17 protein-coding genes and 1 tRNA gene are annotated in these 26,681 nt (G+C 43.6%); 10 read left to right on the forward strand and 8 right to left on the reverse strand.

All coding sequences use genetic code 11. The annotated features are described in order from the left end of the window. Position 1: 1 nt before the first annotated feature. From sufD to DW862_RS07270, 3 genes are all read left to right on the forward strand, one after another. Positions 2 to 1,345, forward strand: coding sequence for a Fe-S cluster assembly protein SufD (sufD, locus tag DW862_RS07260; protein WP_087317649.1), 1,344 nt, complete (start codon positions 2 to 4; stop codon positions 1,343 to 1,345). Positions 1,346 to 1,364: 19 nt separating this feature from the next. After that, positions 1,365 to 2,576, forward strand: coding sequence for an aminotransferase class V-fold PLP-dependent enzyme (locus DW862_RS07265; RefSeq protein ID WP_004309460.1), 1,212 nt, complete (start codon positions 1,365 to 1,367; stop codon positions 2,574 to 2,576). A gap of 280 nt (positions 2,577 to 2,856) precedes the next feature. Further along, entirely contained in the window at positions 2,857 to 3,183 is a 327-nt protein-coding gene (locus tag DW862_RS07270) for a heavy metal-binding domain-containing protein (protein WP_004315412.1), read from the forward strand. 107 nt (positions 3,184 to 3,290) lie between these two features. Here DW862_RS07270 and DW862_RS07275 read toward each other — a convergent pair whose 3' ends face one another. Beyond that, positions 3,291 to 5,480: an alpha-galactosidase gene (locus DW862_RS07275; protein ID WP_087320776.1), complete on the reverse strand. Its 2,190-nt coding sequence runs from the start codon at positions 5,478 to 5,480 to the stop codon at positions 3,291 to 3,293. Between the two features lie 82 nt (positions 5,481 to 5,562). Then, complete coding sequence (locus DW862_RS07280) at positions 5,563 to 7,953, reverse strand: TonB-dependent receptor (protein WP_120067571.1); 2,391 nt, start codon at positions 7,951 to 7,953, stop codon at positions 5,563 to 5,565. Positions 7,954 to 8,197: 244 nt separating this feature from the next. Here DW862_RS07280 and DW862_RS07285 point away from each other — a divergent pair, with 244 nt between their 5' ends. The 4 genes from DW862_RS07285 to DW862_RS07300 all read left to right on the forward strand — a co-directional run bounded on the left by DW862_RS07285 (position 8,198) and on the right by DW862_RS07300 (position 16,298). Beyond that, complete coding sequence (locus DW862_RS07285) at positions 8,198 to 11,152, forward strand: two-component regulator propeller domain-containing protein (RefSeq protein WP_243636456.1); 2,955 nt, start codon at positions 8,198 to 8,200, stop codon at positions 11,150 to 11,152. Between the two features lie 525 nt (positions 11,153 to 11,677). Next, positions 11,678 to 13,882 carry a sodium-translocating pyrophosphatase gene (locus DW862_RS07290; protein WP_120067603.1) on the forward strand — a complete coding sequence of 735 codons (2,205 nt, stop codon included), beginning with the start codon at positions 11,678 to 11,680 and terminating at the stop codon, positions 13,880 to 13,882. A gap of 91 nt (positions 13,883 to 13,973) precedes the next feature. Next, complete coding sequence (locus DW862_RS07295) at positions 13,974 to 14,576, forward strand: ribonuclease HII (RefSeq protein WP_120067605.1); 603 nt, start codon at positions 13,974 to 13,976, stop codon at positions 14,574 to 14,576. A gap of 180 nt (positions 14,577 to 14,756) precedes the next feature. After that, positions 14,757 to 16,298, forward strand: coding sequence for a DUF5723 family protein (locus tag DW862_RS07300; protein WP_008024097.1), 1,542 nt, complete (start codon positions 14,757 to 14,759; stop codon positions 16,296 to 16,298). Between the two features lie 139 nt (positions 16,299 to 16,437). On the opposite strand, the gene DW862_RS07305 is transcribed toward DW862_RS07300, so the two are convergent. Then, on the reverse strand, positions 16,438 to 17,367 hold the full coding sequence (locus tag DW862_RS07305; RefSeq protein WP_008770430.1) for a magnesium transporter CorA family protein: 930 nt from the start codon (positions 17,365 to 17,367) through the stop codon (positions 16,438 to 16,440). 244 nt (positions 17,368 to 17,611) lie between these two features. Further along, positions 17,612 to 20,071: a TlpA disulfide reductase family protein gene (locus DW862_RS07310; protein WP_120067573.1), complete on the reverse strand. Its 2,460-nt coding sequence runs from the start codon at positions 20,069 to 20,071 to the stop codon at positions 17,612 to 17,614. A 172-nt stretch (positions 20,072 to 20,243) separates the two neighbouring features. Between DW862_RS07310 and gpmI the strand changes: the two genes are divergently transcribed. After that, entirely contained in the window at positions 20,244 to 21,758 is a 1,515-nt protein-coding gene (gpmI, locus tag DW862_RS07315) for a 2,3-bisphosphoglycerate-independent phosphoglycerate mutase (protein WP_087317654.1), read from the forward strand. A gap of 66 nt (positions 21,759 to 21,824) precedes the next feature. Further along, entirely contained in the window at positions 21,825 to 22,406 is a 582-nt protein-coding gene (locus tag DW862_RS07320) for a DUF3109 family protein (RefSeq protein ID WP_120067576.1), read from the forward strand. On the opposite strand, the gene DW862_RS26150 is transcribed toward DW862_RS07320, so the two are convergent. The 4 genes from DW862_RS26150 to DW862_RS07340 all read right to left on the reverse strand — a co-directional run bounded on the left by DW862_RS26150 (position 22,403) and on the right by DW862_RS07340 (position 25,349). After that, positions 22,403 to 22,612: a hypothetical protein gene (locus DW862_RS26150; RefSeq protein WP_170849023.1), complete on the reverse strand. Its 210-nt coding sequence runs from the start codon at positions 22,610 to 22,612 to the stop codon at positions 22,403 to 22,405. The genes DW862_RS07320 and DW862_RS26150 overlap by 4 nt on opposite strands. A 212-nt stretch (positions 22,613 to 22,824) precedes the next feature. Then, on the reverse strand, positions 22,825 to 24,783 hold the full coding sequence (gene gyrB / locus DW862_RS07330; protein WP_004315406.1) for a DNA topoisomerase (ATP-hydrolyzing) subunit B: 1,959 nt from the start codon (positions 24,781 to 24,783) through the stop codon (positions 22,825 to 22,827). 198 nt (positions 24,784 to 24,981) lie between these two features. Beyond that, complete coding sequence (gene rpsT / locus DW862_RS07335) at positions 24,982 to 25,236, reverse strand: 30S ribosomal protein S20 (RefSeq protein WP_004309474.1); 255 nt, start codon at positions 25,234 to 25,236, stop codon at positions 24,982 to 24,984. A 41-nt stretch (positions 25,237 to 25,277) separates the two neighbouring features. Beyond that, a tRNA-Glu gene (locus DW862_RS07340) sits at positions 25,278 to 25,349 on the reverse strand. 519 nt (positions 25,350 to 25,868) lie between these two features. Between DW862_RS07340 and recO the strand changes: the two genes are divergently transcribed. After that, positions 25,869 to 26,597: a DNA repair protein RecO gene (gene recO / locus DW862_RS07345; RefSeq protein WP_004309477.1), complete on the forward strand. Its 729-nt coding sequence runs from the start codon at positions 25,869 to 25,871 to the stop codon at positions 26,595 to 26,597. Positions 26,598 to 26,681: the final 84 nt, after the last annotated feature.

Here is a 26,681-nt window from a genome sequence, read left to right on the forward strand (position 1 = left end):
TATGATAGTTGAACAACAATATATAGACCTCTTCTCACAGACGGAAGCAATGATCTGCAAGCATAGCGCCGAAGTGCTGAATGCGCCTCGTGCAGCTGCATTTGCCGATTTTGAACGCCTCGGATTTCCGACCCGTAAGATGGAGAAGTACAAATATACGGATGTGAGCAAGTATTTTGAACCGGATTATGGTTTAAACTTGAATCGTCTGGCTATTCCGGTCAATCCGTATGAAGTGTTTAAGTGCGATGTGCCGAATATGAGTACCGCCCTGTATTTTGTGGTAAATGACGCATTTTATAATAGAGCACTTCCTAAAGTCAATCTGCCGGAAGGTGTGATTTTCGGCAGCTTGAAAGAAGTGGCCGGACAGCATCCGGAATTGGTGAAGAAGTATTACGGTCAGTTGGCAGATACTTCTAAAGATGGAGTGACTGCTTTCAATACAGCTTTTGCACAAGACGGTGTTGTATTTTATGTGCCGAAGAATGTAGTAGTAGAAAAACCGATCCAGCTGGTAAATATCCTGCGTGCAGATGTTAACTTCATGGTGAACCGCCGCGTACTAATCATCCTGGAGGATGGTGCGCAAGCCCGTCTGCTGATTTGTGACCATGCAATGGATAACGTGAACTTCCTGGCAACACAAGTGATTGAAGTATTTGCAGGTGAGAACACGGCATTCGATATGTATGAACTGGAAGAAACACATACAAGCACCGTTCGTATCAGTAACCTGTATGTAAAGCAGGAGGCAAACAGCAATGTATTGTTGAATGGAATGACCTTGCATAATGGTACTACCCGCAACACCACTGAAGTATTGTTGGCAGGAGAAGGAGCCGAGATAAACCTCTGTGGCATGGCAATTGCCGATAAGAACCAGCACGTAGACAATCATACAAGCATCGACCATGCCGTACCGAACTGCACCAGCAATGAGCTGTTCAAGTACGTACTCGACGATCAGTCGGTAGGTGCGTTTGCCGGACTGGTACTGGTGCGTCCCGATGCGCAACATACGAACTCCCAGCAGACTAACCGGAATCTTTGTGCTACGCGTGATGCGAGAATGTACACACAACCTCAATTGGAGATTTACGCGGATGATGTGAAATGTTCGCATGGAGCAACGGTAGGCCAGTTGGATGAGGGTGCATTATTCTATATGCGTTCACGAGGTATTGCGGAGAAAGAAGCCCGTTTGTTATTGATGTTCGCATTTGTCAATGAAGTGATTGATACCATTCGTTTGGAGGCACTGAAAGATCGTTTGCATCTATTGGTAGAGAAACGTTTCCGTGGCGAGCTGAATAGATGTCAGGGCTGTGCCATTTGTAAGTAACCACTAATAATTAATAAACGTGGATATTCAAAAGATACGTGAGGATTTTCCGATATTGAGCCGTACGGTTTACGGTAAACCTTTGGTTTATTTCGATAACGGTGCGACGACGCAGAAACCCCGTCTGGTGGTTGATGCGTTGGTGGATGAATATTATTCCGTTAATGCCAATGTGCATCGCGGCGTGCATTATCTTTCGCAACAAGCTACGGAATTGCATGAGGCTTCCCGTGAAACGGTGCGTCAGTTTATTAACGCCCGTAGCACGAACGAAGTTGTCTTCACCCGCGGAACGACGGAAAGCATCAACCTGCTTGTTTCCAGCTTTGGCGATGAATTTATGGAAGAGGGGGATGAAGTGATTCTTTCCGTGATGGAACATCACAGTAACATCGTTCCCTGGCAACTGTTGGCTGCCCGAAAGGGAATTGCCATCAAAGTGATTCCAATGAATGACAAAGGCGAACTCTTGCTGGATGAATACGAAAAACTATTTTCCGAACGAACGAAAATAGTCAGCGTGGTTCATGTTTCGAATGTGCTGGGTACAGTGAATCCGGTGAAAGAAATGATTGCAACGGCTCATGCGCATGGCGTACCTTGTCTGATAGACGCTGCACAGTCTATCCCTCACATGAAAGTGGACGTACAGGAGTTGGATGCTGATTTTCTGGTGTTCTCTGCCCATAAAATATACGGTCCGACAGGTGTCGGAGTGCTTTATGGAAAAGAAGAGTGGTTAGACCGCCTTCCGCCTTATCAGGGAGGAGGAGAGATGATTCAGCATGTCTCTTTTGAGAAGACCACTTTCAACGAACTTCCTTTCAAGTTTGAAGCCGGTACGCCCGACTACATCGGAACTACCGGACTGGCAAAAGCCCTTGATTACGTGAATGGACATGGACTTGAGCAGATAGCCGCCCATGAGCATGAACTGACAACTTACGCTTTGCAACGGCTGAAAGAGATTCCCCAGATGCGTATATTCGGTGAAGCAGCCGAACGGGGAGCAGTCATCTCCTTTCTGGTAGGAGATATCCATCATTTCGACCTCGGAACGTTGCTGGATCGTTTGGGTATTGCCGTGAGGACGGGACATCATTGTGCACAACCTCTCATGCAACGTCTTGGTATAGAAGGAACTGTACGGGCTTCGTTTGCCATGTACAATACGAAATCGGAAATAGATACATTGGTGGCGGGAATTGAACGCGTCAGCAAGATGTTCTAACAATATAAGCCGCTATTCCTGTGGGATGGCGGCTTTTTTTATTCTTTAACTAAAAAAAGATGCTTTCAAGTGCAGTGATTTGAGCTTTTGTGCGTCTAATAGGTAAAGAAACAAAATGTTCATTGAATATTAGGAGGGTCGTGAGACCATGCTCATATTATATAAATTCTCTCTCTTTAACATTAATCGCAGCTATATCGTAAGAAATTACGGTGTAGCTGCAACTTTTTTAGGGGGACTTGCGTCTAACTAAATACATATAACTAATAAAGAAAAAACTATGCTGATGACAACCACTCCCATCATTGAGGGAAAACGAATAGTGAAATATTATGGAATAGTTTCCGGAGAGACAATCATAGGTGCCAATGTATTCCGCGACTTGTTTGCAAGTATTCGGGATATTGTGGGTGGTCGTTCCGGTTCTTATGAAGAAGTGCTGCGTATGGCAAAAGATACAGCGTTGAAGGAAATGGAGGCACAAGCAGCTCAAATGGGAGCTAATGCCGTGATAGGTGTTGATTTGGATTATGAGACAGTTGGAGGTAGTGGCAGTATGCTGATGGTGACTGCTAACGGCACAGCCGTAAAGATTGAAGAGGATTAATTGATTATTGTTTTTTTACTACAGAGAACACGGAAGACGCAGCGCATATACTTTGTTTATTATCAATGGTATAAAACACTGTGTCCTCCGTACTTCTGTGGTGAATATTATTCGGCAGTCAGCTCAATCACACGGCTGAAAGCCTGATTGGTAGTGAAAGCATTGATTCCTACTTTCATCAGATAATCTCCTGAATAAGTCTTCTCATTGGCAGCAAGATTCGATTTAGAGTTTGGCATCAGGTTGATTTCTTTCACCTTATACATTTTCTTCGCATCCAATCCCTGAAGTTTAACCGGGAGCAGCTTCTCACCGAAACGTGGGTGGATATCGTAGGTATAAAGCACTGCTTTGTTCTTATCCGGTGCGGCGTACATGACAGACATGTGATTACCATCGTATGGAGAAATCAGTCTGTACTGGTCACCATCCAGAATCACTTTCTTCAGACGCGTCCAGTTGGCAACTGCGTTTTGGCAAAAAGTCTGTTCGTCCGCATTCAGCTCTTTCAGTCCGAGGTCGAAGCCCAGTTTACACATACTTGCTACATCGGTACGGAATTTCACACTTGTCTTCTTGTTCCAGCTGGTTACGTGTGCATCCATTGCTTTTGCAGGGAAGATTTGTGAGAATCCCCATTGGATAAACAGACGCTCTATCGGGTCTGTATTGTCACTGCACCAGAATTCTGTGAAGTATTTCAATGCTTCGTAGTCGCAACGGGCGCCACCGCCGGAGCAAAGCATCATCGGTACGTTCGGATATTTGTCTTTGATACGTTCCAATACATTATATATACCACGTACATGGTCGATATAAAGTTGTCCTTGTTTATTCTTCAAATAGGGAGAATAAATATTTGTGATGGGAGAGTTGCAGTCCCATTTAAAGAAAGCCACTTCCGGGTTCGCTGTCAGGATGTTATCCACTACGCTAAATACAAAATCTTGTACTTTCGGATTGCTAAGATCGAGCACCAGTTGGTTACGGTAATAGTATGTTTCGCGATTGGGCAGTGTGATAGCCCAGTCAGGATGCTTCTCGAACAATTCACTTTTGGGGTTTATCATCTCCGGTTCGATCCAGATACCGAATTTCACTCCGGCTTCTTTGGCAGACTTCACGAGTGCAGGAATACCGCCCGGCAGTTTGGATTTCATCACTTCCCAGTCACCCAGTCCGGCATTGTCGCTGTTGCGCGGATGCTTGTTGCCGAACCAGCCATCATCCAACAAGAACATGTCTACACCGAGATGTTTGGCTTCTTTCATCAGTTCGGCAAGCAGTTTCTCATCGAATTTGAAGTACGTATTTTCCCAGTTGTTCAATAAAGTCATGCGGTCGCCTTGTCCGTCTTTCAGTTGGTGGTTGCGTGCCCATGCGTGGAGGTTGCGGCTGGCTTCGCCCGTACCGTTGTTGCTGAAAGTAAAGATGAATTCGGGAGTGGTAAATACTTCGTTCGGTTTTAGTTCATAATCAGATGCATACGGGTTGATGGCGGGGATGACGCGGAGGTTGCCTACGTTGTCCACTTCAAAGGTAAACTGGAAGTTGCCTGTCCATCCGATAGTCCCTAGCATGGCACGTCCTTGTGTTTCCTGTGCCGGTTGTTCAAAACCAAGTTCGAAGAACGGGTGGGTATGCATGGCGGCACGGCTTCCCAGTTTGGTGTCGATCACCTTTTTGCCGAACAATAGAGGTTGTGTGCTCATTTGTGCTTCTTTAGCCCAGTCGCTGCTGAATTCAGTCAGATAATACTCGTTTCCCGAGAAATAAAGCATGGTCGAGGCATAACGCCAGATGGTGACAGGTTTCTTTTCAGCATGTTTGATTTCACTCCACGTCTTGATGACGTTTTCTTTCGGATAAGCGATGTAATGCAGCGTGACTTCCACCGGGTACTGATCGTCTTTCAGTTGGATGACTGTCTCCGTGCCGCCTGCCACTGCTTTTTGTTCGGAAGATACATAACGGAGAATCGTGCTTGGGTTTCCATCATTGTGCGTGATTGCTACAGCCGGTTCAAAATAATCCTCGGCGCCGGAGCCCGGATATACTTCCCATCCACGGGTGGATACGCTGCCGTCACTGCCTCCTTTCACGTATGGAGAAAAGTTGTTGATGTCTTTCTCGTTCAGCAACTTATCGCCCAGATAAGCCTGATAAAGTCGTCCGTTGGGAGCTACTTGGAGAATTAAGTCTGTGTTGTCCGTTGCGATGCGGATAACGTTCTTTTCCTGGGCGTTCACTTGTGCCAGGGTAAACAATGCCGTAAGTAATACGAAAAGTTTCTTCATGGTTTTTTAATAATTAATTAGGTATTAGTTAGTTTGTGGGCATATAATGCCACAAAGATAATTATAATTTGTTTGGTATGAACTAGAATTTGATGCTTGCGCTAAATTCTACGGTGAATGGGCGTAAATAATTTCCACTCATATAATTTCCGGCGTACTGGGCAGCTTCTTCTTTCGTAATCAGTTCCGAACCGTTGATGGTTCCGCTGGCTCCTTTCTGATTCAGGAAGTTGATGACTGTTGCACCTAGAGACAGGTGTTTGTTTACGTTCCAGTTGATTCCTCCGAACGTTTCCCAGCGGCCGTTGAAGTAGAGCGCTTCCTGAAGATTGGCGTACGTCTTGCCGAAATAGCGGAAACTAAGCCAGAGGCGTAAGTCGTTCGTGATGTTGTAGCTTGGGTCGAGTTCGACAAGTATCTGCGGGATCTCTTTTACGATCATTTCGTTGGCATTGACAGACATCTCCGAGCCATCGTTGAAAGTGACACTTGCGTTATAGTTCTTGTAAACAGGCTTCTGATACGTGAACAGGGCATGCAGATGGAAACCTTTGAACGGGTCGATCTCGGCAGAGGTGGTCCATCCCAGTGTTTTGATATTATAGATAAGCAATACGGTCTTTCCTTCTTCCGTTCCCGGTTTCGTGAGGTTTTGCTGGTCGATGTTATTGGATTTAGAGATATAGGTCACCATAGAGGTGAGGTTGATCCAATGGTTCTTGTAGAACAGGCCGCCACGGATTAACGGTATGGTGACCCGTTTGTATTGTTCTTCCGTAGGACCAGTTCCGGCGTATTCGTTGATACGGGGGAAGCGGGTGGCTACTGTTCCGTCGGCAGTCAGTCCGAACTGCCGGGTTACGTTGTAAGTGGCGCGGAGCGTGGCGGCGTAGTTCAGTTTGTCTTTTATCACTTTGGCAGGATGAACACTGCGCGGGGTGGTGATGATATTTCCTGTTTCTTTCTCTTTATGATAAGTGGTAAAGTCGCCGATGTGGAAGTTCGGGAAACGGGAAGCGGATATCTGGTCGGCACTCATCCGGTAATATTCGAGGCGTCCGCCATAATAGATGTTGAATTTGGGAGTTACCTGCCAGTTGTCTGTAAGGTAGAGGGCGAGTTTGTTTTCATATCCCATTGTATATTCGGGGCTAAGCTCGTTGTAGCCGTATGTCTGCACGTGTTGACCGGTCAGTGTGGGATCTAGGGAACTTGTTGCGGTGGAAGTGAGCAGTTGTGGATAGTTCTCTACGGTAGCCATCCATTGCAGAGAAGAGGAGTGGTAGTCAAGATGATAATACCATTCGTTCAATCCCAGGCGCAAATCATGGTTGCCGAAAGTCTTGTTTAGTTCGGAAGTAATCAGGAAGTTTTTCACTTTACCTACGTGCAACCAGGTGCGGCGGCCTTCTGCCAGTCCTTCATACGGATGGCCGTTGGATAACGTAAAACCAGCGTCGGCAGTTACTTCGCTGATGGTGCTGCCTCCGAAATCCACATAGTTGGCGCGTGGGGCATCCATATATTTTAGGTTGAATTTCCACAGCAGGTCGTTTTGGAAACGATAATCGGCAATCAGTGCTATTTCATTGGCACGGTTTTCCGAGCCGTCGCCTAAATTCCATGTTTTCATTTTCCCGTCTCTCACGTCCATGTATTCAAAAGAACCGTTTTGCGGGACATACGAATTCGTTCCCAGTTTGAAGCCGTCTATCTCTTTCACCGAGCCGTCGCCGACATAGATAAAAGGAGCGGCATTGGCATAACTGCCCGGATTCTCACTGCGGGAATGTTTGTAGAGCAGGGATATTTTGCCCCGTCCGTTGTTGAAGAGTCGGGTCAGGCCGGCATGATAGATCTCGGTGCGGTCTGTGTAGTTTGTGAATTTGAGGTCGAAGCTTCCCGGATCGAAGTTCTGATAGATGCTTGCGGTGTAGAGCCAATGGTCGTTGATGGCTCCTGAAACATTGAAATCGAAGTTCTGCATTCCGAAATGATTGGTCCGGTAGTTGAAGATACCTTGAAAATCTTTTTGTCCCAGTTTGCTGAAGGAGTTGACGGAGTAAGCGATGTTACCGGTGGTGATGGCCGACTCGGAAGGAGATAAAAGTCCTACTTCTCCCAGGCTGCTGTCGCTGCGCCAATGGGCGGCGAGCTTGTGAACGGCCGAGGAATAGACGGCGGGAAGCCCATTCTCATATACATTAACGTCCTCGCTGGGAAGCCCGATTTGAATTTCGCGGGGTTTGTTGGCATCGGAAGCATTCAGCATCACATTGCGTTCGCCTTCTTCTGCTTCTTTTTTAGAAGGGTTGGCAGGTTCTTTTGAGAGATTGGCAGGAATTGTGTCCTGCTTCATTTCGGTTCGGTTCGTCTTTTTCTTTTGATCCTGAATGTTCGCTGCATTCCCGTTGGAGGGAATCAGTTGCAACAGGGTTGCTAGAGCAAGGCAACTAAAGGTTACTTTTTTCATTACTTGTATTCATTTTAAGATTTTGGAAGTTCACGTCGGTTGTGTCATTTTGACGAAGGCAAAGATAGGGGGAGGAGAAACAGGTGGCTATACTCTCTTTTGTCAAGATGTGCAAGAGATGTTTCAAATGTATGATAGCGCCCTTGTGGTGCGACATTTATTGCCATCCTTGCAACAAATGTTTCATCCTTCCTATGCATTTAGCGTAAAAAAAACTATATTTGTCGCTATCTAATATCTGTGTATGAAAAGGAATCTGCTGCTTTTTCTTCTTTCTGTTTGTTTCTTCCTTCCGGACTTTGCCGCGACGGGGCAGTATAACTTTATCCGTGTAGATGGTGAAAGCGGTCTTTCGAACAGTCATGTCAAGTCTATTATTCAAGATAGTTACGGTTTTATCTGGTTGGGTACCCGCAATGGACTTAACCGTTACGACGGAGTGTCGATGAAACTGTATAATTGCTATGACGAGACTTTGCAACATGGCAATCAGGTCATATCCGCTCTTTTTGAAGATAATCACCGGCAGTTGTGGATAGGCACGGACGATGGTGTCTATATTCAAGACCTTGCCACCGGGAAGTTTTCTTTTTTTGATGCCCGTACAGAGAGCGGAGAACAAATCAGATACAATTGGATTGAGGATATACTGGCAGACCATTCGGGAAATATATGGGTGAATGCGCCCAATCAGGGAGTTTTCCGCTATCAGGTGGAGACGGGGAAGCTGTTCCGCTACATTCCTTGTCCCGGTAAAGATAAAAGTAAGGACTTTCCGCAATCCATCTGTGTGGATAAAGACGGTACGATTTGGGTCGGTACGTACGGAGCGGGAATCTACCGTTATAGCCCGGAACAGGATAAATTTGTGGCGTATGCCACAGAGGCGCTTAAAGGAGATTTCATATTTACTCTGTGTGATTATGGCGATGAACTGATTGTCGGCGTGCATGAAGAGGAATTGAAACGGTTCAATAAGAAGACAGGGGAGGTGAGCGTGTTCCCTGCGCCAGAAGTGCATCGAAAGATTATTCGTTACGCAGTTTGCTTTGGAGACGAATTATGGGTGGGAACTCAAAATGGTGTTTATGTGATTAATGAGAAACAGAATAGTGTGCAACATATCCCTGCCGATGCCGGAGGAAAGTATGGGCTTGGTGATGCTATCGTGGATAAGATTTATCGCGATCGTGAAGGAGGAACTTGGATCTGTACGCAATTTGGAGGAGCCAGTTATCTGCCTGTACGCTCACTCGACTTTTCTGTTTATCTTCCGGGGGCGCCCGGTACGGTCTGCGGACGTCGCATCAGTGAATTGGCGGAAGGAAAAGACGGGACAGTGTGGATTAGTACGCAGGATGGCGGGGTTTGCTATTGGAATCCGAAGGCGCAGGCTTTTGTAAAAGTTCCCGAGTCGCCGGACCGTCAGAATGTGTTAAGCTTGTTTGCTTCGGATGATTTAGTCGGGGCGGGTTACTTTAAAGGAGGTATTGATCTGATAATTCCGGGGACAGCCTCTTTTGCTTCTTCTTCCATTTCTTCTTCGACTTTTTCATCTTTGACTTCTTCTTCTTCTACTACTGTATCTCCTGTTTCTGTTGCCTCCTCTGCTATTTCTACCACAAACATTTTTCGAGGGCAGGTTCATACATTCTATCCCGCACAACTCGGCATCAGTGAAGGTTCGGTGTTTGCCCTTTATCGTGACCGTGGGGGAGTCATCTGGCTGGGCGATGGTTGGAACATCTTCCGTTCGGTCGACAAAGGGCGGACTTTTGAGAAGATGGAACAATTCGGTTATGCTTATATGCGTGACATCCTCGAAGATAAATCCGGCAATATATGGGTCGCAACAATGGGTAATGGCATATTCCGGTATAATCCGCAGACGGATCAGATGGTCAAGTATCAATGTGTACCGGGAGACAGCACCTCTATCGGAACGAATGAAGTGACAGGCATAACGGAGGATAGCAAAGGTCTTCTCTGGTTTTCTACGGATCGGGGAGGGTTATTGTGTTTTAACCCCGAAACGGGCAGGTTCCGGACATACACTAAAGCGAACGGTCTTCCGGACAACGTGACCTATAAAGTGGTGGAAGACGCACAACATCGCATCTGGTTCGGAACAGACCGTGGACTGGTTTGCCTTCATCCGGAAACAGATAGCCTGCAAATCTTTACCCGAAACGATGGGCTGCCTGATAATCAGTTTAATTATAAATCGGCTTTGGCTGCCTCTGATGGGACTATCTGGATGGGAACCATCAACGGACTTGTCTCTTTTAATCCGCAGATTGTCCGCCGGAACACGTTTGTCCCTCCGGTCCACATCACCGGAATGTATGTACAAGGACGTGAAACTCCTTTCCCGGCAGATGGCGTGCAATTGCCTTACCGTTCTAATGTCGGCTTTGATTTTGTTGCTTTAAGTTATACATCGCCGGGAGCAAACCGTTATGCTTATAAAATGGAAGGTATAGACAACGACTGGAACTATACGTCTGCTGCACATACTGCGTCTTATGCCCAGCTTCCGCCGGGAGACTATTTGTTTCGTGTGCGTGGCAGTAATAATGATGGTGTCTGGAATCAGGAAGAAGCCACTTTATCGGTACGTATTCTTCCACCTTGGTGGCGTACAGTGTGGGCGTACCTTATCTATATCATTGTTGTATCCGGTAGTTTTGTACTAACCCTTCGTGCCTATCGCCGCCGTGAAGTGCAGAAGATACGTGAACAGCAATTATTGGCGGAACTGGCGCGTGAGCGCGAATCCCACCGTACGCATGAGATGTTTATTAATCAGATCACTTACGGCGCCTGCACTCCGCAAGGGGATGCCATGTCACGGGCGGACGAGCAACTGATGTCTCAATTGATAGCCAAAGTGCGTGAGAATCTTTCCGATGCCAACTATAATGTGGAAGCATTAGCTGCGGCTATGAATATGTCCCGCTCCAGCCTTCACCGTAAAATTAAGGCATTGACCGACCTTTCTTCACTCGATTTTATCCGTATCATCCGGCTAAAACATGCTGCGGAATTGTTGCAGGAGGGAGAACTGCGCATCAATGAGATTTGTGACAGGGTAGGATTTCAGTCACCTTCTTACTTCGCCAAAGTATTTCAGAAACAATTTGGAGTCACTCCTACAGAGTTTGCCCAGCAGAATAAGCAGAGAATGACAGATAGTTAGTAGTTATTGCCTATTATTCGTTGTCTCTTTGTTTGAATTTGAACTGAAATTAGTTTATTTCCGTACAGTAATGCACTGTTTCAGCCTATTCTAACAAGGGTATATTCTCACTGCAATGAGAAAAAGTTCTCATTACAGTGAGTATTTCTTCTCATACTTATGAGTATTTTTTCTCATAGGGATAAGTATAGTTGAGAATGTTTACGGAAGTTTTTTTTGAATTATAATTGTATGAGTTTACCTCATTTCCGTACCGTTTCTGGTTAAATGGGAAGTTAATTCAGACAGAAGAACATAAGAACAAAAAATAGAATAGCCGTTCAATAAGCAACAGAAATAATTTTCAAAGCGCAGCCTTTATGTTCTTTTGTTCTTATGTCTAAAAATAACTACCATCTGCTCATTTGTCCAAAGAGACGTATAAAAAATAGGATGATTCAACTCTGTAAATTCTTTCTTTTTTACTTGCTTATTTCGATTGATTTCCATACTTTTAGCCTCCGTAATCCTTTAAAAATTGACCCTATGGACAACATTCTTTTCTGGCTCGTTCCAGTCGCTTCCGTGTTAGCCCTCTGCTTTGCTTATTACTTTCATAAGCAAATGATGAAAGAGAGTGAAGGTACACCCCAAATGATAAAAATAGCTGCTGCTGTACGCAAAGGAGCTATGTCTTATCTAAAGCAACAATACAAAATAGTAGGTTGGGTATTCTTGGGGCTGGTTATTTTGTTTTCAATTATGGCTTATGGTTTTCATGTACAGAATGCATGGGTTCCCATTGCTTTCCTTACAGGTGGATTCTTCTCCGGACTTTCCGGATTTCTGGGGATGAAGACGGCAACATACGCGTCCGCTCGTACCGCTAATGCTGCCCGTACTTCTCTGAATGCAGGGTTAAGAATTGCTTTCCGAAGTGGTGCCGTGATGGGACTGGTGGTCGTTGGCCTGGGACTACTCGATATTTCTTTTTGGTATCTGTTGCTGAATGCAGTGATTCCTGCTGATGCACTGACACCTACTCATAAACTCTGTGTAATCACTACCACCATGCTAACATTTGGTATGGGAGCTTCTACCCAGGCGCTCTTTGCCCGTGTAGGCGGTGGTATCTATACAAAGGCAGCCGATGTCGGAGCCGACTTGGTAGGCAAAGTAGAAGCCGGAATCCCGGAAGATGACCCTCGTAATCCTGCCACTATTGCCGATAATGTGGGCGATAATGTAGGCGACGTGGCCGGTATGGGAGCCGATTTATACGAATCTTACTGTGGCTCGATTCTGGCAACAGCCGCACTGGGTGCTGCTGCTTTTATCCATTCGGCAGATACAGTGATGCAATTCAAGGCAGTGATCGCCCCGATGCTGATCGCGGCTGTTGGTATTATCCTTTCTATTATAGGTATATTTGCTGTCCGTACCAAGGAGAATGCGACTATGAAGGACCTGCTCGGCTCTTTGGCTTTCGGTACGAATCTTAGTTCCGTATTAATTGTTGCTGCTACATTCCTTATTCTGTGGTTTCTGCAACTTGATAACTGGATTTGGATTTCTTGTGCCGTAGTAGTCGGACTATTGGTAGGTATTATCATCGGACGTTCTACGGAATATTATACTTCCCAATCCTATCGCCCTACCCAGAAACTAAGTGAAAGCGGTAAGACCGGACCTGCCACCGTAATTATCTCCGGTATCGGTTTAGGTATGCTTTCTACGGCTATTCCGGTAATTGCAGTCGTGATTGGTATCATTGCTTCCTATCTGTTGGCTTCCGCCGGCGATTTTGCCAATGTCGGTATGGGACTGTATGGAATCGGTATTGCGGCTGTCGGCATGCTTTCTACTTTAGGTATCACTCTGGCAACGGATGCTTACGGACCGATTGCGGATAATGCAGGAGGTAACGCAGAAATGTCCGGCTTGGGTGCCGAAGTCCGCAAACGTACCGATGCGCTCGATTCATTGGGGAATACGACTGCTGCCACCGGAAAAGGTTTTGCAATCGGTTCCGCTGCATTGACAGGCTTGGCTTTGCTGGCTTCTTATATTGAAGAAATCCGAATCGGCCTTACACGGCTTGGTAATGTAGATCTGACCTTTGCGGATGGTAGCTCCATCAGTGTGGCGAATGCTACTTTTATCGACTTCATGGATTATTATGAAGTACATCTGATGAATCCGAAAGTTCTTTCGGGTATGTTCCTCGGTTCCATGATGGCTTTCCTGTTCTGTGGATTGACAATGAATGCCGTAGGACGTGCAGCTGGGCACATGGTAGATGAAGTACGTCGCCAATTCCGTGAAATAAAGGGTATTTTGACAGGAGAAGCGGAGCCGGATTACGAACGTTGTGTTGCAATATCAACAAAAGGTGCGCAACGTGAAATGGTTGTGCCTTCCTTAATCGCTATTATTGCCCCTATCCTTACAGGTCTTATTTTCGGTGTTCCCGGTGTACTCGGTTTGCTGATTGGTGGCTTGAGTAGTGGTTTTGTACTGGCTATCTTCATGGCTAATGCCGGCGGTGCATGGGATAATGCAAAGAAATATGTAGAAGAAGGAAACTTTGGAGGAAAAGGCGGTGAAGTTCATAAAGCAACCGTAGTAGGAGATACCGTGGGCGATCCGTTTAAAGATACATCCGGGCCGAGCTTGAATATCTTAATAAAGCTAATGAGCATGGTAGCCATTGTAATGGCAGGACTTACTGTTGCTTGGAGTTTATTCTAAAAAAAAGCAGGAAAGAAGTAAGAAAAAGGAGGCAAAACAAGTCTCCTTTTTTAATTTGAATTACCTTTGTGTCAAAATAGAAGCGATAAATATGTTATTACCTTATTTAAACGAGAATCTGATTGAAGCCGGATGTGATGAGGCCGGTCGTGGATGTTTGGCGGGAGCAGTATACGCTGCTGCGGTTATTCTTCCGAAAGATTTTAAGAATGAACTGTTGAATGATTCCAAGCAACTGTCGGAAAAGCAACGTTATGCACTACGTGAGGTAATAGAGAAAGAAGCGATAGCCTGGGCAGTTGGCGTCGTGTCACCGGAAGAAATTGATGAAATAAATATCCTGCGGGCTTCTTTGCTAGCTATGCATCGTGCAGTGGACCAACTGACTACCCGCCCGCAACATTTACTAATCGACGGAAACCGTTTCACTAAATATCCCGGCATCCCCCATACCACGGTAGTGAAAGGCGACGGGAAATATCTTTCAATAGCTGCGGCTTCTATTTTAGCCAAGACATACAGAGATGATTATATGAACCGTCTCCACGAAGAGTTTCCTTATTATGACTGGGATCACAATAAAGGCTACCCAACTAAAAAACATCGCGCCGCCATTGCCGAACGTGGAACCACTCCTTACCATCGAATGACGTTCAATCTATTAGGAGATGGACAGCTAACTTTGAACTTCTAAAGTCACTTTGTTTCATTTTGCACAAACATTCTACATTTTTTTGCAAAATAAGCACGATTTTGTTACGGATAACCCTAAAATTGTTCTGTTTAGGCTGAAAAAGTGTTGCCTAGTGCTTTTATTTGTTATTGAAATACTATATCTTTGCAAACAATAATAAGAATTAAAAAGTTTAAAATCATGGCAACGAACAAACTATTGTGGTCTTCTAAAATTATTGGGGTATTTTTTATGATGTTGGTTTGCACTCTTTCTGCAAATGCACAGTTTTTACGTACTTCTTATTTCATGGAAGGTACCCATTATCGTCAACAACTAAATCCGGCCTTAACACCGACGAAAGGTTATTTCAACCTTCCGGTGATTGGTGCTGTTAATGCAACTGTCGGTTCTACTTCATTAGGTTATCAGGATATCATCGATATTATTGATGATGGTGACGATTTCTATACTAAACCAGATTTTATGAATCGTCTGAAAGATAATAATAAGTTGAATGTGAACTTCAGTACGGAGATTCTCTCTGCAGGATGGTACAAAGGTAAGAACTTCTGGTCATTCAATATCGGTCTGCGTACAGATATCGGTGCTAACTTGACTAAGAATATGTTCAGTTTCCTGAATCAAATGGAAACAATTGAGGATAACTGGAGAAATAGCAACTATGATATTAGTGGTCAGCAACTGAATATCAATGCCTATACGGAAATAGGTTTAGGACTTTCACGTCAGATTAATAGTCGTTTAACTGTTGGTGCTAGAGTTAAGGCTTTATTAGGTATCGGCAACATGGAGTTGAAACTTAATAAAATTGCGATGAGTGCTAATTTGCCTACTGATCAACAAATCAATCAATGGTCAAGTGAGAGCTATTGGTCAGGCAGCTCTGCAGAAATTGTTGCAAAGGCTCAAGAATTGAAAGCTAAGTTTGATAATTATCATGCAAACTTAACTGTTGGTGCCGAACTGAAGAGTTCTTTCAAAGGCCTGGAATTAAAAGAAGAAGAGGGTAAAGACTATGTAACTGATTTCGACTTTGACAGTGGTAAATTAGGTATTGCTGGTTATGGATTTGGCATCGACTTAGGTGCATCTTATAAAATTCTGGATAATTTGACTGTATCTGCCTCTATTCTTGATTTAGGCTTTATTTCTTGGTCTAAATCAAGTACAAAGATAGCATCAGCTAATCCGGATCCAATTGATATTAAAGGAAGTACTTATGCAGGCATGATTGATCCGGCCAATGCACAATCTAGTGTTACAAATGCATTGAATCAGTTGCAAAACGATGCTGAAAATTACATGGATCTTGTGACACAAGGTGATGTGCTTAACTATGATATGTTGCAACTTGAAGTAGGAGATGCTAAAGAATCTCGTAAATCTCGTCTTGCTTCTACTCTTGTATTAGGTGCAGAATACGGATTCTTTAATAACAAATTAGCAGTCGGTGTATTGTCAACAACTCGTTTTGTACAGCCTGATGCTCTTACAGAATTAACATTCTCCGCAAACTACCGTCCGAAAAGCTGGTTCAATGTAGCGCTTAGCTATTCAGCTATCCAGTCAGCTGGTAAATCTTTCGGTTTGGGTCTGAAATTAGGTCCTCTGTTTGTCGGAACTGACTATATGTTCTTAGGAAAGAACTCTAACTCTGTTAATGGATTCGTTGGGGTATCTATTCCGTTGGGTGGAAGAAAAGCAAATAAAGAAGGATAAAATATTTTAATTTCTCTCTCTAAACATTCTCTTTTAATTAATTCTCTATAGAATAAAATACGTATAATTACAGCTTACCGTCATAAAGAATCCTTATAAAGGATCATAGATGGTAAGCTGTTTTTTTGTGTTCCTCCTTTTAGAACCACTTAATCTTCCGGAATATCACAAACGCAAGCGTTGACAATCCGATGGAAAAGAGCACAATCAAAGAGAAAGCAAAGGGCACTTCTTCCAGGTGAATGTCCACATTCATGCCATAGAAACTGGCAATCAATGTCGGAAGCATCAGGACGATGGACAGACTTGTCATACGTTTCATGATCGTATTCACATTATTGGAGATAATAGACGCAAAAGCATCCATTGTCCCTGTGAGGATATCACTGTAAATATTCACCGTATTGAGCGCCTGTTTCAGCTCGATAATTACATCTTCCACTAATTCAGTGTCCAGATAATCCGTATCCTGAAAAATAGTCCTTAACTTACCGATCATCACTTCATTTCCACGGATGGAAGTGTTGAAGTAGACAAGTGTTTTCTGCAGTCTCATCAGACGAAGCAGGTCCTCGTTACGGATGCTTCGTTCCAGTTCCTTTTCTGCGGCACTGATGTCTATGTTTATCTGCTTTAGATATTTCAGGAACCACACAGCAGAAGAATAGATTAACCGGAAAATCAGATCTAGCTTGTTGCGTACAACGATCCCTTTTCGACGGGTATGCTCTATGAAATCCGGTAACAAATCCGTGTTGTGATAACAGACGGACACAATAATCTCGTTATTGGTAATAATTCCAATCGGTACAGTGTCGAAAGGCAGACTGCCATTCTGTTTGTTCACTACCGGGATACGGAGAATCGTCAACAACCAGTTGCCTTCCGTATCTGTACGCGGACGTTCGTCCGTGTCGGCTATATCATTCAGAAATGATTCGGGTACGTTGAGAGTTTGAGTTAGAAATTCAAAGTCATCATTGTTTGGGCATACTACATTTACCCAGCTGTTGGGAAGCCATTGTGCTTTTTCCACAAAGCCAGCCTCACAATAAAGATACGTTCTCATCTTATTGCCTCCTTTCGTTTGTTTGACACGAGCAGAGGCATCGGTCTTCAATGGCTCTGTTCGCTTTAATTAATACTAGTTGTGCACGTTCGCGGGTTTGAATCGTCCATATTTCTATGATTTTAATTTAAAAGCGATGCAAAGGTACGGAAAAATGAGATGGTTTCCGTGCTTTGCATTGCTTTTTTTGATATTCTTTTATGGGTGACCTTATATTGGCATCCGTTATTTAGAGGTCCTGATACTATTCACCTTTTACTTCAAAATGATTATCCAGATATTTCCTGATACTGTGGCTGCTTAAACCTTCTTTTGATATACTGCCATCTTTTTCAACAAGTTCGTAGTGCGGTATAGCATTAAATTGAAATAGTTGGCGAAGGTAGTTAAACTCTGTTTCCGATACATAGTAACAGGCTTCTCCTTTTAGATTCTTCTCTACATATTTTTTGTAGGCTTTCTCGGGCGAATCTTTCTGGCTGGTGATATAAATGAACTGAAATTCCGGATGATCTTTGTATTTTTTGCGTAGGTCGGCAGTTGCTTCTATTTCTCCGCGACAAGGTGCGCAAGTAGTTGCCCAGAAATCAACAAACAACACCTTACCGGAATGATTTTTGATGATATTACGAAATATTTCTGTTGCTTTTCCTTCAGGCAGCTGATAAGATTTCGTCATGTCTTTCGGGTGTTTCTTTTCTAGTATCCGTTCGGCTTCTGTTACGAGAAATGGTTCGCTGAATGTTTGTTTGATGCTATCCACATATTCATGTGCTATTTGGCTGTCTTTGATATTTCCTAAATCATAGTCAAAGCTCCGCACTTTGGCTATTTGCCAAAGCAATGGATTGGGAATATGATATAATTGAGCAATGATGGAATCTTTCTTTAAATCATATTTCCGATCTATATTTATCCGTAGCCTATCTTTATCCTGTTGGGATTCTCCTTTTTTCCCCGATTCCTTCAAACATAATGTTGCATATTCTTGTACGAGTTTCTGTTCCTTTTCATAGAGCGATGCAGTCTTCCCTTTTTCATCAATTAACTGCTTGATGATGATTTTGACAGTAGTTCCGGCCAACTTCTCCTGTTTAAGTCTTATCGCTTCCTGCTCCTTATTCAGTTTCACTCCTTTTTCTTTAAGGAAAGTCAACAGGGATTTCTTCGGATAAGTATAATCGATGCTGTCAGATGTAGAAAAGGTTTGATAGGGATATGCTTTTCGGAATATATCCATATATTCGAAACGGTTGATGAATATGCTTGCGTTTTTACTCGCAAGTACGACTGCATCATTGAGCGGCATATCTTTCAAGAAGCTGTAATATGAATCGTTTTCTTTCACTTTTAGTGCCTGATTGGTACTATCCTGTTTTGCATAGTAATCTCTACCCATCAGGAAACCAAGAAACGTGCTTCCAACCTGTAAATCGACCTTGTTCTTTATCAGATGAACTGCCTTGAGAGAAGGCTGATAGATTTGCCTTACGGAATCTGCAATATGTTTCCATTGTGCAATGATAGGCTTCATGTGCTCCTGATACTGGTCGGGGGGTAATGTCTTTTGCGATTTCGACAAGTCTTCGTAGCGATAAGTAATCAGTTTGTCAAGGTCTTTCAGTAAGTAGGAGAGAGGTGCAGATGGTCCCATATATGCTGTGTTCCTGATAGGGAAGTAATGGTCGCGTGCACGGCTGCGTGCCATTACTGCTTCCCAGTCGATATACATGGTGAGAGTTTGTCCGGGTTCGATATAGAATGGAATCCAGTTGTTTCCCAGTACTACCGATGATTCTACCGGATGATTAATAATAAATCGACAGCTAAAACTGCCGTTCGGAGCTATTTGGATAACGGTCGGATAATCTTCGCGAGTGAGTTCGTTTGACAGGTAAATAAGACCGGTGTCGAACCCTAAACGGGGATCGTATCCGTCTATATACCCTTGCAGGTAAGCTGCATCCTGACGGAAGAACTGCTGAAAGTCATCTTCCGCATTAACAAGTGTCACCGGAGTTCTTTCCTTGCTGTATACTATTTCTTCTGTTCCTTTCTGTTGAATCTTACACGTTCCGTCTTTTTGTGGAGTAAATGATAAAGCAATTTCTTCATGACTCTGTTTGTCTTTTAAAGCCATTTCAATCCGCTTTCCCTTTTTTCGGATATTTTCATTGGTGTATATCCGGTTATTCAGAATGCTGATGGAGTCGTAAACTCCATATTCCCATGAACCGGAACCGTCCGTCTTGAACCAATTGCCTTTGATGATGGCTAAAGGGGAAGACTTTTTCTTCTTTTGCGGTACCAGCGATATATCGTAAATATTGCCTTCGGGGTCAGTCGGATTGAGAAAATGAATCGTTTGCGTTTCTGACGGTAACGGTTCGAAAACAAGAACATAATCCATCGTGCCTGAAGCCGGCATATAGACTTCTTTTTTGAGCTCGATGCCTTCGGCACTTTTAAACATATATTTCTTTCCGGTGGCAGCATCTTCCAGATAGGTATCCCCATCTTCCATGATCCACCAGTGAGGGCGGAAGATGGCATGAATATATACTCTTGTGTTTTCGGGAGTACGTTCTATACGGGTGATGTTGGAAATACTTCCTGATCGGGCTTTGAAAGGAGGATTGTCGATTGTTTGTGCGGATATTATACCCGATAACAAAAGGAAGATGCAAAATAAAGTTGTTTTCATAATAATAGTTTTTCGATAAACATGTTGAAAGTAATTTTACAAAGTAAGAAAAATATCCATGAACTGATACACTTCTGCCCTGTAACTTAACATAGATTAAACGTTTACGTAACCATCTTTTTTGTACCTTTGCGCCCGAAAATCAGTGTGATAATTTAAATATTAAAATATTATGAGTAAGAAAGCCCTTTTAATGATCCTCGATGGTTGGGGATTAGGTGACCAAAAGAAAGACGACGTAATCTTCAACACTCCCACTCCTTATTGGGATTATCTGATGAGTACTTATCCTCACTCTCAACTTCAGGCAAGCGGTGAAAACGTAGGTTTGCCCGACGGACAGATGGGTAACTCGGAAGTAGGTCACTTGAATATCGGTGCCGGACGCGTGGTTTATCAGGACTTGGTGAAAATCAATCGTGCATGTGCGGACAACAGCATCATGAAAAATCCTGAAATCGTTTCTGCCTTCTCTTATGCAAAAGAAAACGGAAAGAATATTCACTTTATGGGGCTGACTTCTAACGGTGGTGTACACAGCTCACTCGTTCATCTCTTCAAACTTTGCGATATCGCAAAAGAATATAACATCAACAATACATTTATCCACTGCTTCATGGATGGCCGTGATACTGACCCGAAGAGTGGTAAAGGCTTTATCGAAGAACTTTCTGCACACTGCGAGAAATCAGCAGGAAAGGTTGCTTCTATCATCGGCCGTTATTATGCAATGGACCGTGATAAACGTTGGGAACGTGTAAAAGAAGCATACGACCTGCTCGTAAACGGTGTAGGCAAGAAAGCTACCGATATGGTTCAGGCAATGCAGGAATCTTACGACGAAGGCGTGACAGATGAATTCATCAAACCGATTGTAAACGCTAACTGTGACGGAACAATCAAAGAGGGTGATGTAGTGATCTTCTTCAACTACCGTAATGACCGTGCCAAAGAGTTGACTGTCGTACTGACTCAACAAGATATGCCGGAAGCTGGCATGCATACTATCCCGGGGCTGCAATATTACTGTATGACTCCGTATGATGCATCTTTCAAGGGCGTTCATATCTTGTTCGACAAAGAAAACGTGTCCAACACATTGGGCGAATATCTTGCTTCCAAAGGCTTGAGCCAACTTCATATCGCTGAAACAGAAAAGTATGCTCACGTAACATTCTTCTTTAACGGTGGACGTGAAACTCCGTTCGATAAAGAAGAACGTATCCTTGTTCCTTCTCCAAAAGTTGCTACTTATGACTTGAAGCCGGAAATGAGCGCTTTTGAAGTAAAAGAGAAACTGGTAGCTGCCATCAACGAGAACAAATATGATTTCATTGTAGTGAATTTTGCTAACGGTGACATGGTTGGCCATACCGGTATTTACGAAGCAATCGAGAAAGCGGTTGTTGCTGTAGATGCTTGTGTGAAAGATGTAATCGAAGCCGCTAAAGCACAAGATTACGAAGCGATTATCATTGCCGATCATGGTAATGCTGACCATGCTTTGAACGAAGACGGTACTCCGAATACTGCTCACTCTTTGAACCCTGTTCCTTGTGTTTACGTGACAGAGAATAAGGCTGCGAAAGTAGAAGATGGTCGTTTGGCAGATGTTGCTCCGACTATTTTAAAGATTATGGGACTGGAAGTTCCGGCAGAAATGGACGGAAACGTTTTGATTAAGTAATTTAGATTTCTATAATTGGGAGGGCGGAGTTCTACTCCGCCCTTTTTGTCTCACATAAGGTTTAAAATGATACAAATAGGTGATGTAGTAGTGTCTCTTGATGTATTTCAGGAGAAGTTCCTTTGCGATTTGGGCGCTTGTAAGGGGGCCTGTTGCATTGAAGGTGATGCCGGTGCTCCGGTAGAGCTGGACGAGGTGATGGAGTTGGAAGAAGTTTTGCCAATTATTTGGGATGAACTGGCTCCGGAAGCACGTGCGGTGATTGAAAAGCAAGGAGTAGTATATACGGATGAGGAAGGTGATCTGGTGACTTCTATTGTTAATAATAAGGACTGTGTGTTTACCTGCTACGATGAGAAAGGCTGTTGCTACTGTGCTATTGAGAAGGCTTATCGGGAGAGGAAAACAGACTTCTATAAACCGGTGTCCTGTCATCTTTATCCTATCCGGATCGGCGATTACGGGCCCTATAAAGCGGTGAATTATAATCGTTGGGACGTATGTAAAGCAGCAGTTTTGCTGGGGAAAAAAGAGAATCTTCCCGTATATCAGTTTTTGAAAGAGCCTTTAATCCGTAAGTTCGGTGAAGAATGGTACAAAGAGCTGGTCACTGTTGCTGAAGAGCTGAAAAGGCAACAATATATTTAAATTCTCTTCCGGTTCTTGCGTATGCAATATAGCTGATAGAGCAAAATGCACAATGCGATTATGATTCCGCATGCCGGCATAACCCATGCTTCCGGATGGATAATAATCAAGAAGATACAAGTCGCGATCACGCAGGAAGTCAGTACAATAAGAAACAACCTGATCTTTGCAAATAACGGATTGGGCGCAGTAGTTTTCATTTTCATAGTTATGTTTTCTTTGCTTTTTATGCAAGATAGTGATTTTGTATGGAAAACGTTTCTGCTGTTAGGTTTTATTAAGAGATGGGCGGTTGAACGATTCGAACATGAAAGCCCCTTCAGACAAAAGAAAAACGCCGATCGAAGGATGTTCCTTCGCCATCGGCGTTTCCTCGTTGTAAGATGTGAGGTTGGTTTATAAAAACGTATTATTTAAATTATGCATCGATATTTGCATACGTTGCATTCTCTTCAATAAACTCGCGGCGTGGCCCTACATCTTCACCCATCAACATAGAGAAGATATAATCAGCTTCTGCGGCGTTGTCAATATTTACTTGTTTCAGCATACGGTTTTCAGGGTCCATAGTTGTTTCCCACAACTGCTGGGCGTTCATCTCACCCAAACCTTTGTAGCGTTGTGTATGAATCGCATTTTCTGAACCACCGCCGTAAGTGTCAATAAACTTTTGGCGTTGTGCATCTGTCCAGCAATACTCTTCTACTTTACCCTTTTTGCAGAGGTAGAGCGGGGGAGTAGCGATGTACAGATAACCGTTCTGGATAACCTGCGGCATATAACGGAAGAAGAACGTCATGATCAGTGTGTCGATGTGAGAACCATCGACGTCGGCATCGGTCATGATGATAATCTTGTGATAGCGCAGCTTCTGTATGTTTGCTTCCTTGCTGTCTTCATCAGTTCCGATAGTCACACCGAGAGCTGTGTAGATATTGCGGATTTCATCACTTTCCAAAGCCTTGTGATACATGGCTTTTTCTACGTTCAGAATCTTACCGCGTAATGGGAGGATCGCCTGGAACATACGGTTACGTCCCTGTTTGGCAGTACCACCTGCCGAGTCTCCCTCGACGAGGAACAATTCACATTTTGAAGGATCCTTATCCGAACAGTCGGCCAATTTGCCCGGCAGACCACCACCCGACATCGGCGACTTGCGTTGTACCATTTCACGGGCCTTTCTTGCAGCGTGACGTGCAGTAGCGGCAAGAATCACTTTGTCGACAATTGTTTTGGCTTCCTTCGGATGTTCTTCCAGATAATATGCTAATACTTCGCCCACTGCCTGGTCAACAGCACCCATCACTTCGTTGTTACCCAACTTCGTTTTAGTCTGTCCTTCAAACTGTGGTTCAGCTACTTTTACAGAAATAACGGCAGTCAAACCTTCACGGAAGTCATCTCCCGAAATTTCAACTTTCACCTTTTCCAGCATCTTGCTGTCTTCGGCGTATTTTTTCAACGTACGAGTCAGCGCACGGCGGAAACCTGCCAAGTGTGTACCACCTTCAATGGTGTTGATATTGTTAACGTATGAGTGAACGTTTTCGGAGAATCCGGTATTGTACATGATAGCCACTTCAATAGGAATTCCCTGCTTTTCGGAGTTTAGATAGATCACATCGTTAATCAAGTGCTCGCGTGATGACTCGATAAAACGTACGAACTCTCTCAAGCCTTCTTCTGAATAGAACTGCTCGCTCTTGAAACTTCCATCTTCGTTCACCACCCGACGGTCAGTCAGAGAGATGCGAAGACCGGCGTTCAGATAAGCCAATTCGCGCAGACGTGAAGCCAGAATCTTGTAGTCGTATACCGTTTCAGTAAAGATGGTACCATCCGGCCAGAATTGTTGGCGGGTTCCCGTAATGTCGGCTGTACCGACTTCCTTTACAGAATAAAGCGGTTTACCGATCTCGTATTCCTGCTGATAGATTTTACCATTACGGAATACTTGTGTAGTCATGTGGGTAGACAGCGCGTTTACGCAGGACATACCTACACCGTGCAAACCTCCGGATACTTTGTAAGAACCCTTGTCGAATTTACCTCCGGCGTGCAATACGGTCATGGCAACTTCCAGTGCCGACTTCTTTTCTTTCTCGTGATAGTCAACCGGAATACCGCGTCCGTTGTCCTGTACTGTGATTGAATTGTCTTCGTTGATTGTTACTTCGATATGGTCGCAATAGCCGGCCAATGCTTCGTCGATAGAGTTGTCAACGATTTCGTATACCAAGTGGTGAAGTCCCTTGACGCTGATGTCACCAATGTACATCGCAGGGCGTTTTCTTACTGCTTCAAGACCTTCCAATACTTGGATACTATCCGCAGAATAAGACCCGTTATTGGGAGTGATTTGTTCTTCGCTCATAATTGCCTTTCTAACTTTAATAACAGAGCAAATATAGTGAAAATTGTCGACTTGACGAAGAATAATCAGTGAAAAATAAAGAATGCGGGCGGTTTCTCTGTATTGTTGATAGGTTTGATATTCAGTGGGTTATAAACAAGAAAGGCCGAACTTAAAAGTTCAGCCTGGATGCTATATAGAATTGTTAAATTCTTGTTGTTAAGCGAGCTTGTTGATGTAAAGAGCCAACTTAGATTTCAGATTGTTAGCTTTGTTTTTGTGAATGATGTTCACTTTAGCCAACTTATCCAACATCTTTGTAATGCCTGGGTACATTGCAACTGCTTCTGCTTTATCAGTAGTTGCACGAAGCTTTCTAACAGCATTTCTCATGGTCTTGCCATAATATCTGTTGTGAAGTCTTCTTGTCTCTTCTTGTCTGATTCTTTTCAGTGATGATTTATGATTTGCCATCTCGACTAATCTATTTTTTAGTTCTTTATTCTTTTAACTTGTAGCCCGTGGGGGAATCGAACCCCCCTTTCAAGAATGAAAATCTTGCGTCCTAACCGATAGACGAACGGGCCATCCTGTTGTAGCATTTCTGCTTTTTGCTTTCTCGAATCTGTGTTTGTTTCTCGATTGCGGATGCAAAGGTAGGAACTTTTTTGAAACTGGCAAATGATTCATAGAAAAATTTTCAATGAATATGTGTTTTTTTCACAGATGTCTTTCTTTTTGGCTGATATTCAGTGAAATATATGGTTGTGATTTTTATATAAAAAAATCTCTCCTGTGAAAAACAGTAGGAAGCATGTTTTCTTACCACCTTATTATATATAGAGAAATAAAAAAGCTGCTTATTGGTAACTTCTTTTGTAACTAAATGATTCTTTAGGCGACTAACGGAACAAATACCGGAGACGATGAATGATAACAAAGAATTTATAGGCATACTGCTACAAAATAAGCGTATCATTTATAAGGTTTGTTTCATGTACGCACAAGATAAGGAAGTGGAAGCGATATTTAACGCCGTATGTCTCCGATTATTTTGTGTTTTTTTGTAGCTTTGCTTCGGATTGGAAACGAGATAAATATCGGTTATGCTGCAAAAAACGAAAGGAATAGTTCTTCATACATTGAAATACAATGATACATCTATCATTGTGGATATGTATACAGAGTTGTCCGGCAGGGCTTCTTTTCTTGTAACAGTGCCCCGTTCGCGGAAAGCGGCTGTGAAATCCGTACTTTTCCAGCCCTTGTCTTTTATTGAGTTCGAGGCCGACTATCGCCCCAACGCAACTCTCTATCGTGTGAAAGAAGCGAAATCTTTTTATCCTTTTTCTTCCATTCCATACGATCCGTATAAGTCTTCGATGGCACTTTTTCTGTCGGAGTTTCTTTACAGGGCTATTCGGGAGGAGGCGGAGAATCGTCCGTTATTTGCTTATCTGCAACATTCCATCATTTGGCTGGATGAGTGTGGAGACGGCTTTGCCAATTTCCATCTGGTGTTCCTGATGCGTCTTTCCCGTTTCCTGGGACTTTATCCGAATCTGGAGGATTATCATACCGGCGATTACTTTGATTTATTGAATGCCTGCTTCACTTCTATTCGTCCCCAGCTGCATTCTTCCTATATCAATCCCGAAGAGGCTGCCCGTCTCCGTCAACTGATGCGCATGAACTATGAGACAATGCATCTCTTTGGCATGAGCCGTGCGGAGCGTACCCGTTGCCTGACGATTATGAATGATTATTACCGCTTGCATCTGCCGGACTTCCCGGCATTGAAATCATTGGAGGTGTTGAAAGAACTGTTTGATTAATTAGTAACTTCTTGCGGGTTTGTATGCTGTTTCTGAAAATATATGTTACTTTTGTCCGTAGAGAACAAAAGAGAATGAACAAGC

This window comes from Bacteroides sp. AM37-9 (assembly GCF_003603455.1).
Taxonomy (GTDB): domain Bacteria; phylum Bacteroidota; class Bacteroidia; order Bacteroidales; family Bacteroidaceae; genus Bacteroides; species Bacteroides xylanisolvens.

Coding starts and splice junctions, on each gene's coding strand:
- sufD (WP_087317649.1), top strand. CDS start 2: ATGATAGTTGAACAACAATATATAGACCTCTTCTCACAGACGGAAGCA.
- DW862_RS07270 (WP_004315412.1), top strand. CDS start 2,857: ATGCTGATGACAACCACTCCCATCATTGAGGGAAAACGAATAGTGAAA.
- DW862_RS07275 (WP_087320776.1), bottom strand. CDS start 5,480: ATGAAGAAACTTTTCGTATTACTTACGGCATTGTTTACCCTGGCACAA.
- DW862_RS07280 (WP_120067571.1), bottom strand. CDS start 7,953: ATGAAAAAAGTAACCTTTAGTTGCCTTGCTCTAGCAACCCTGTTGCAA.
- DW862_RS07285 (WP_243636456.1), top strand. CDS start 8,198: ATGAAAAGGAATCTGCTGCTTTTTCTTCTTTCTGTTTGTTTCTTCCTT.
- DW862_RS07290 (WP_120067603.1), top strand. CDS start 11,678: ATGGACAACATTCTTTTCTGGCTCGTTCCAGTCGCTTCCGTGTTAGCC.
- DW862_RS07295 (WP_120067605.1), top strand. CDS start 13,974: ATGTTATTACCTTATTTAAACGAGAATCTGATTGAAGCCGGATGTGAT.
- DW862_RS07300 (WP_008024097.1), top strand. CDS start 14,757: ATGGCAACGAACAAACTATTGTGGTCTTCTAAAATTATTGGGGTATTT.
- DW862_RS07305 (WP_008770430.1), bottom strand. CDS start 17,367: ATGAGAACGTATCTTTATTGTGAGGCTGGCTTTGTGGAAAAAGCACAA.
- DW862_RS07310 (WP_120067573.1), bottom strand. CDS start 20,071: ATGAAAACAACTTTATTTTGCATCTTCCTTTTGTTATCGGGTATAATA.
- gpmI (WP_087317654.1), top strand. CDS start 20,244: ATGAGTAAGAAAGCCCTTTTAATGATCCTCGATGGTTGGGGATTAGGT.
- DW862_RS07320 (WP_120067576.1), top strand. CDS start 21,825: ATGATACAAATAGGTGATGTAGTAGTGTCTCTTGATGTATTTCAGGAG.
- DW862_RS26150 (WP_170849023.1), bottom strand. CDS start 22,612: ATGAAAATGAAAACTACTGCGCCCAATCCGTTATTTGCAAAGATCAGG.
- gyrB (WP_004315406.1), bottom strand. CDS start 24,783: ATGAGCGAAGAACAAATCACTCCCAATAACGGGTCTTATTCTGCGGAT.
- rpsT (WP_004309474.1), bottom strand. CDS start 25,236: ATGGCAAATCATAAATCATCACTGAAAAGAATCAGACAAGAAGAGACA.
- recO (WP_004309477.1), top strand. CDS start 25,869: ATGCTGCAAAAAACGAAAGGAATAGTTCTTCATACATTGAAATACAAT.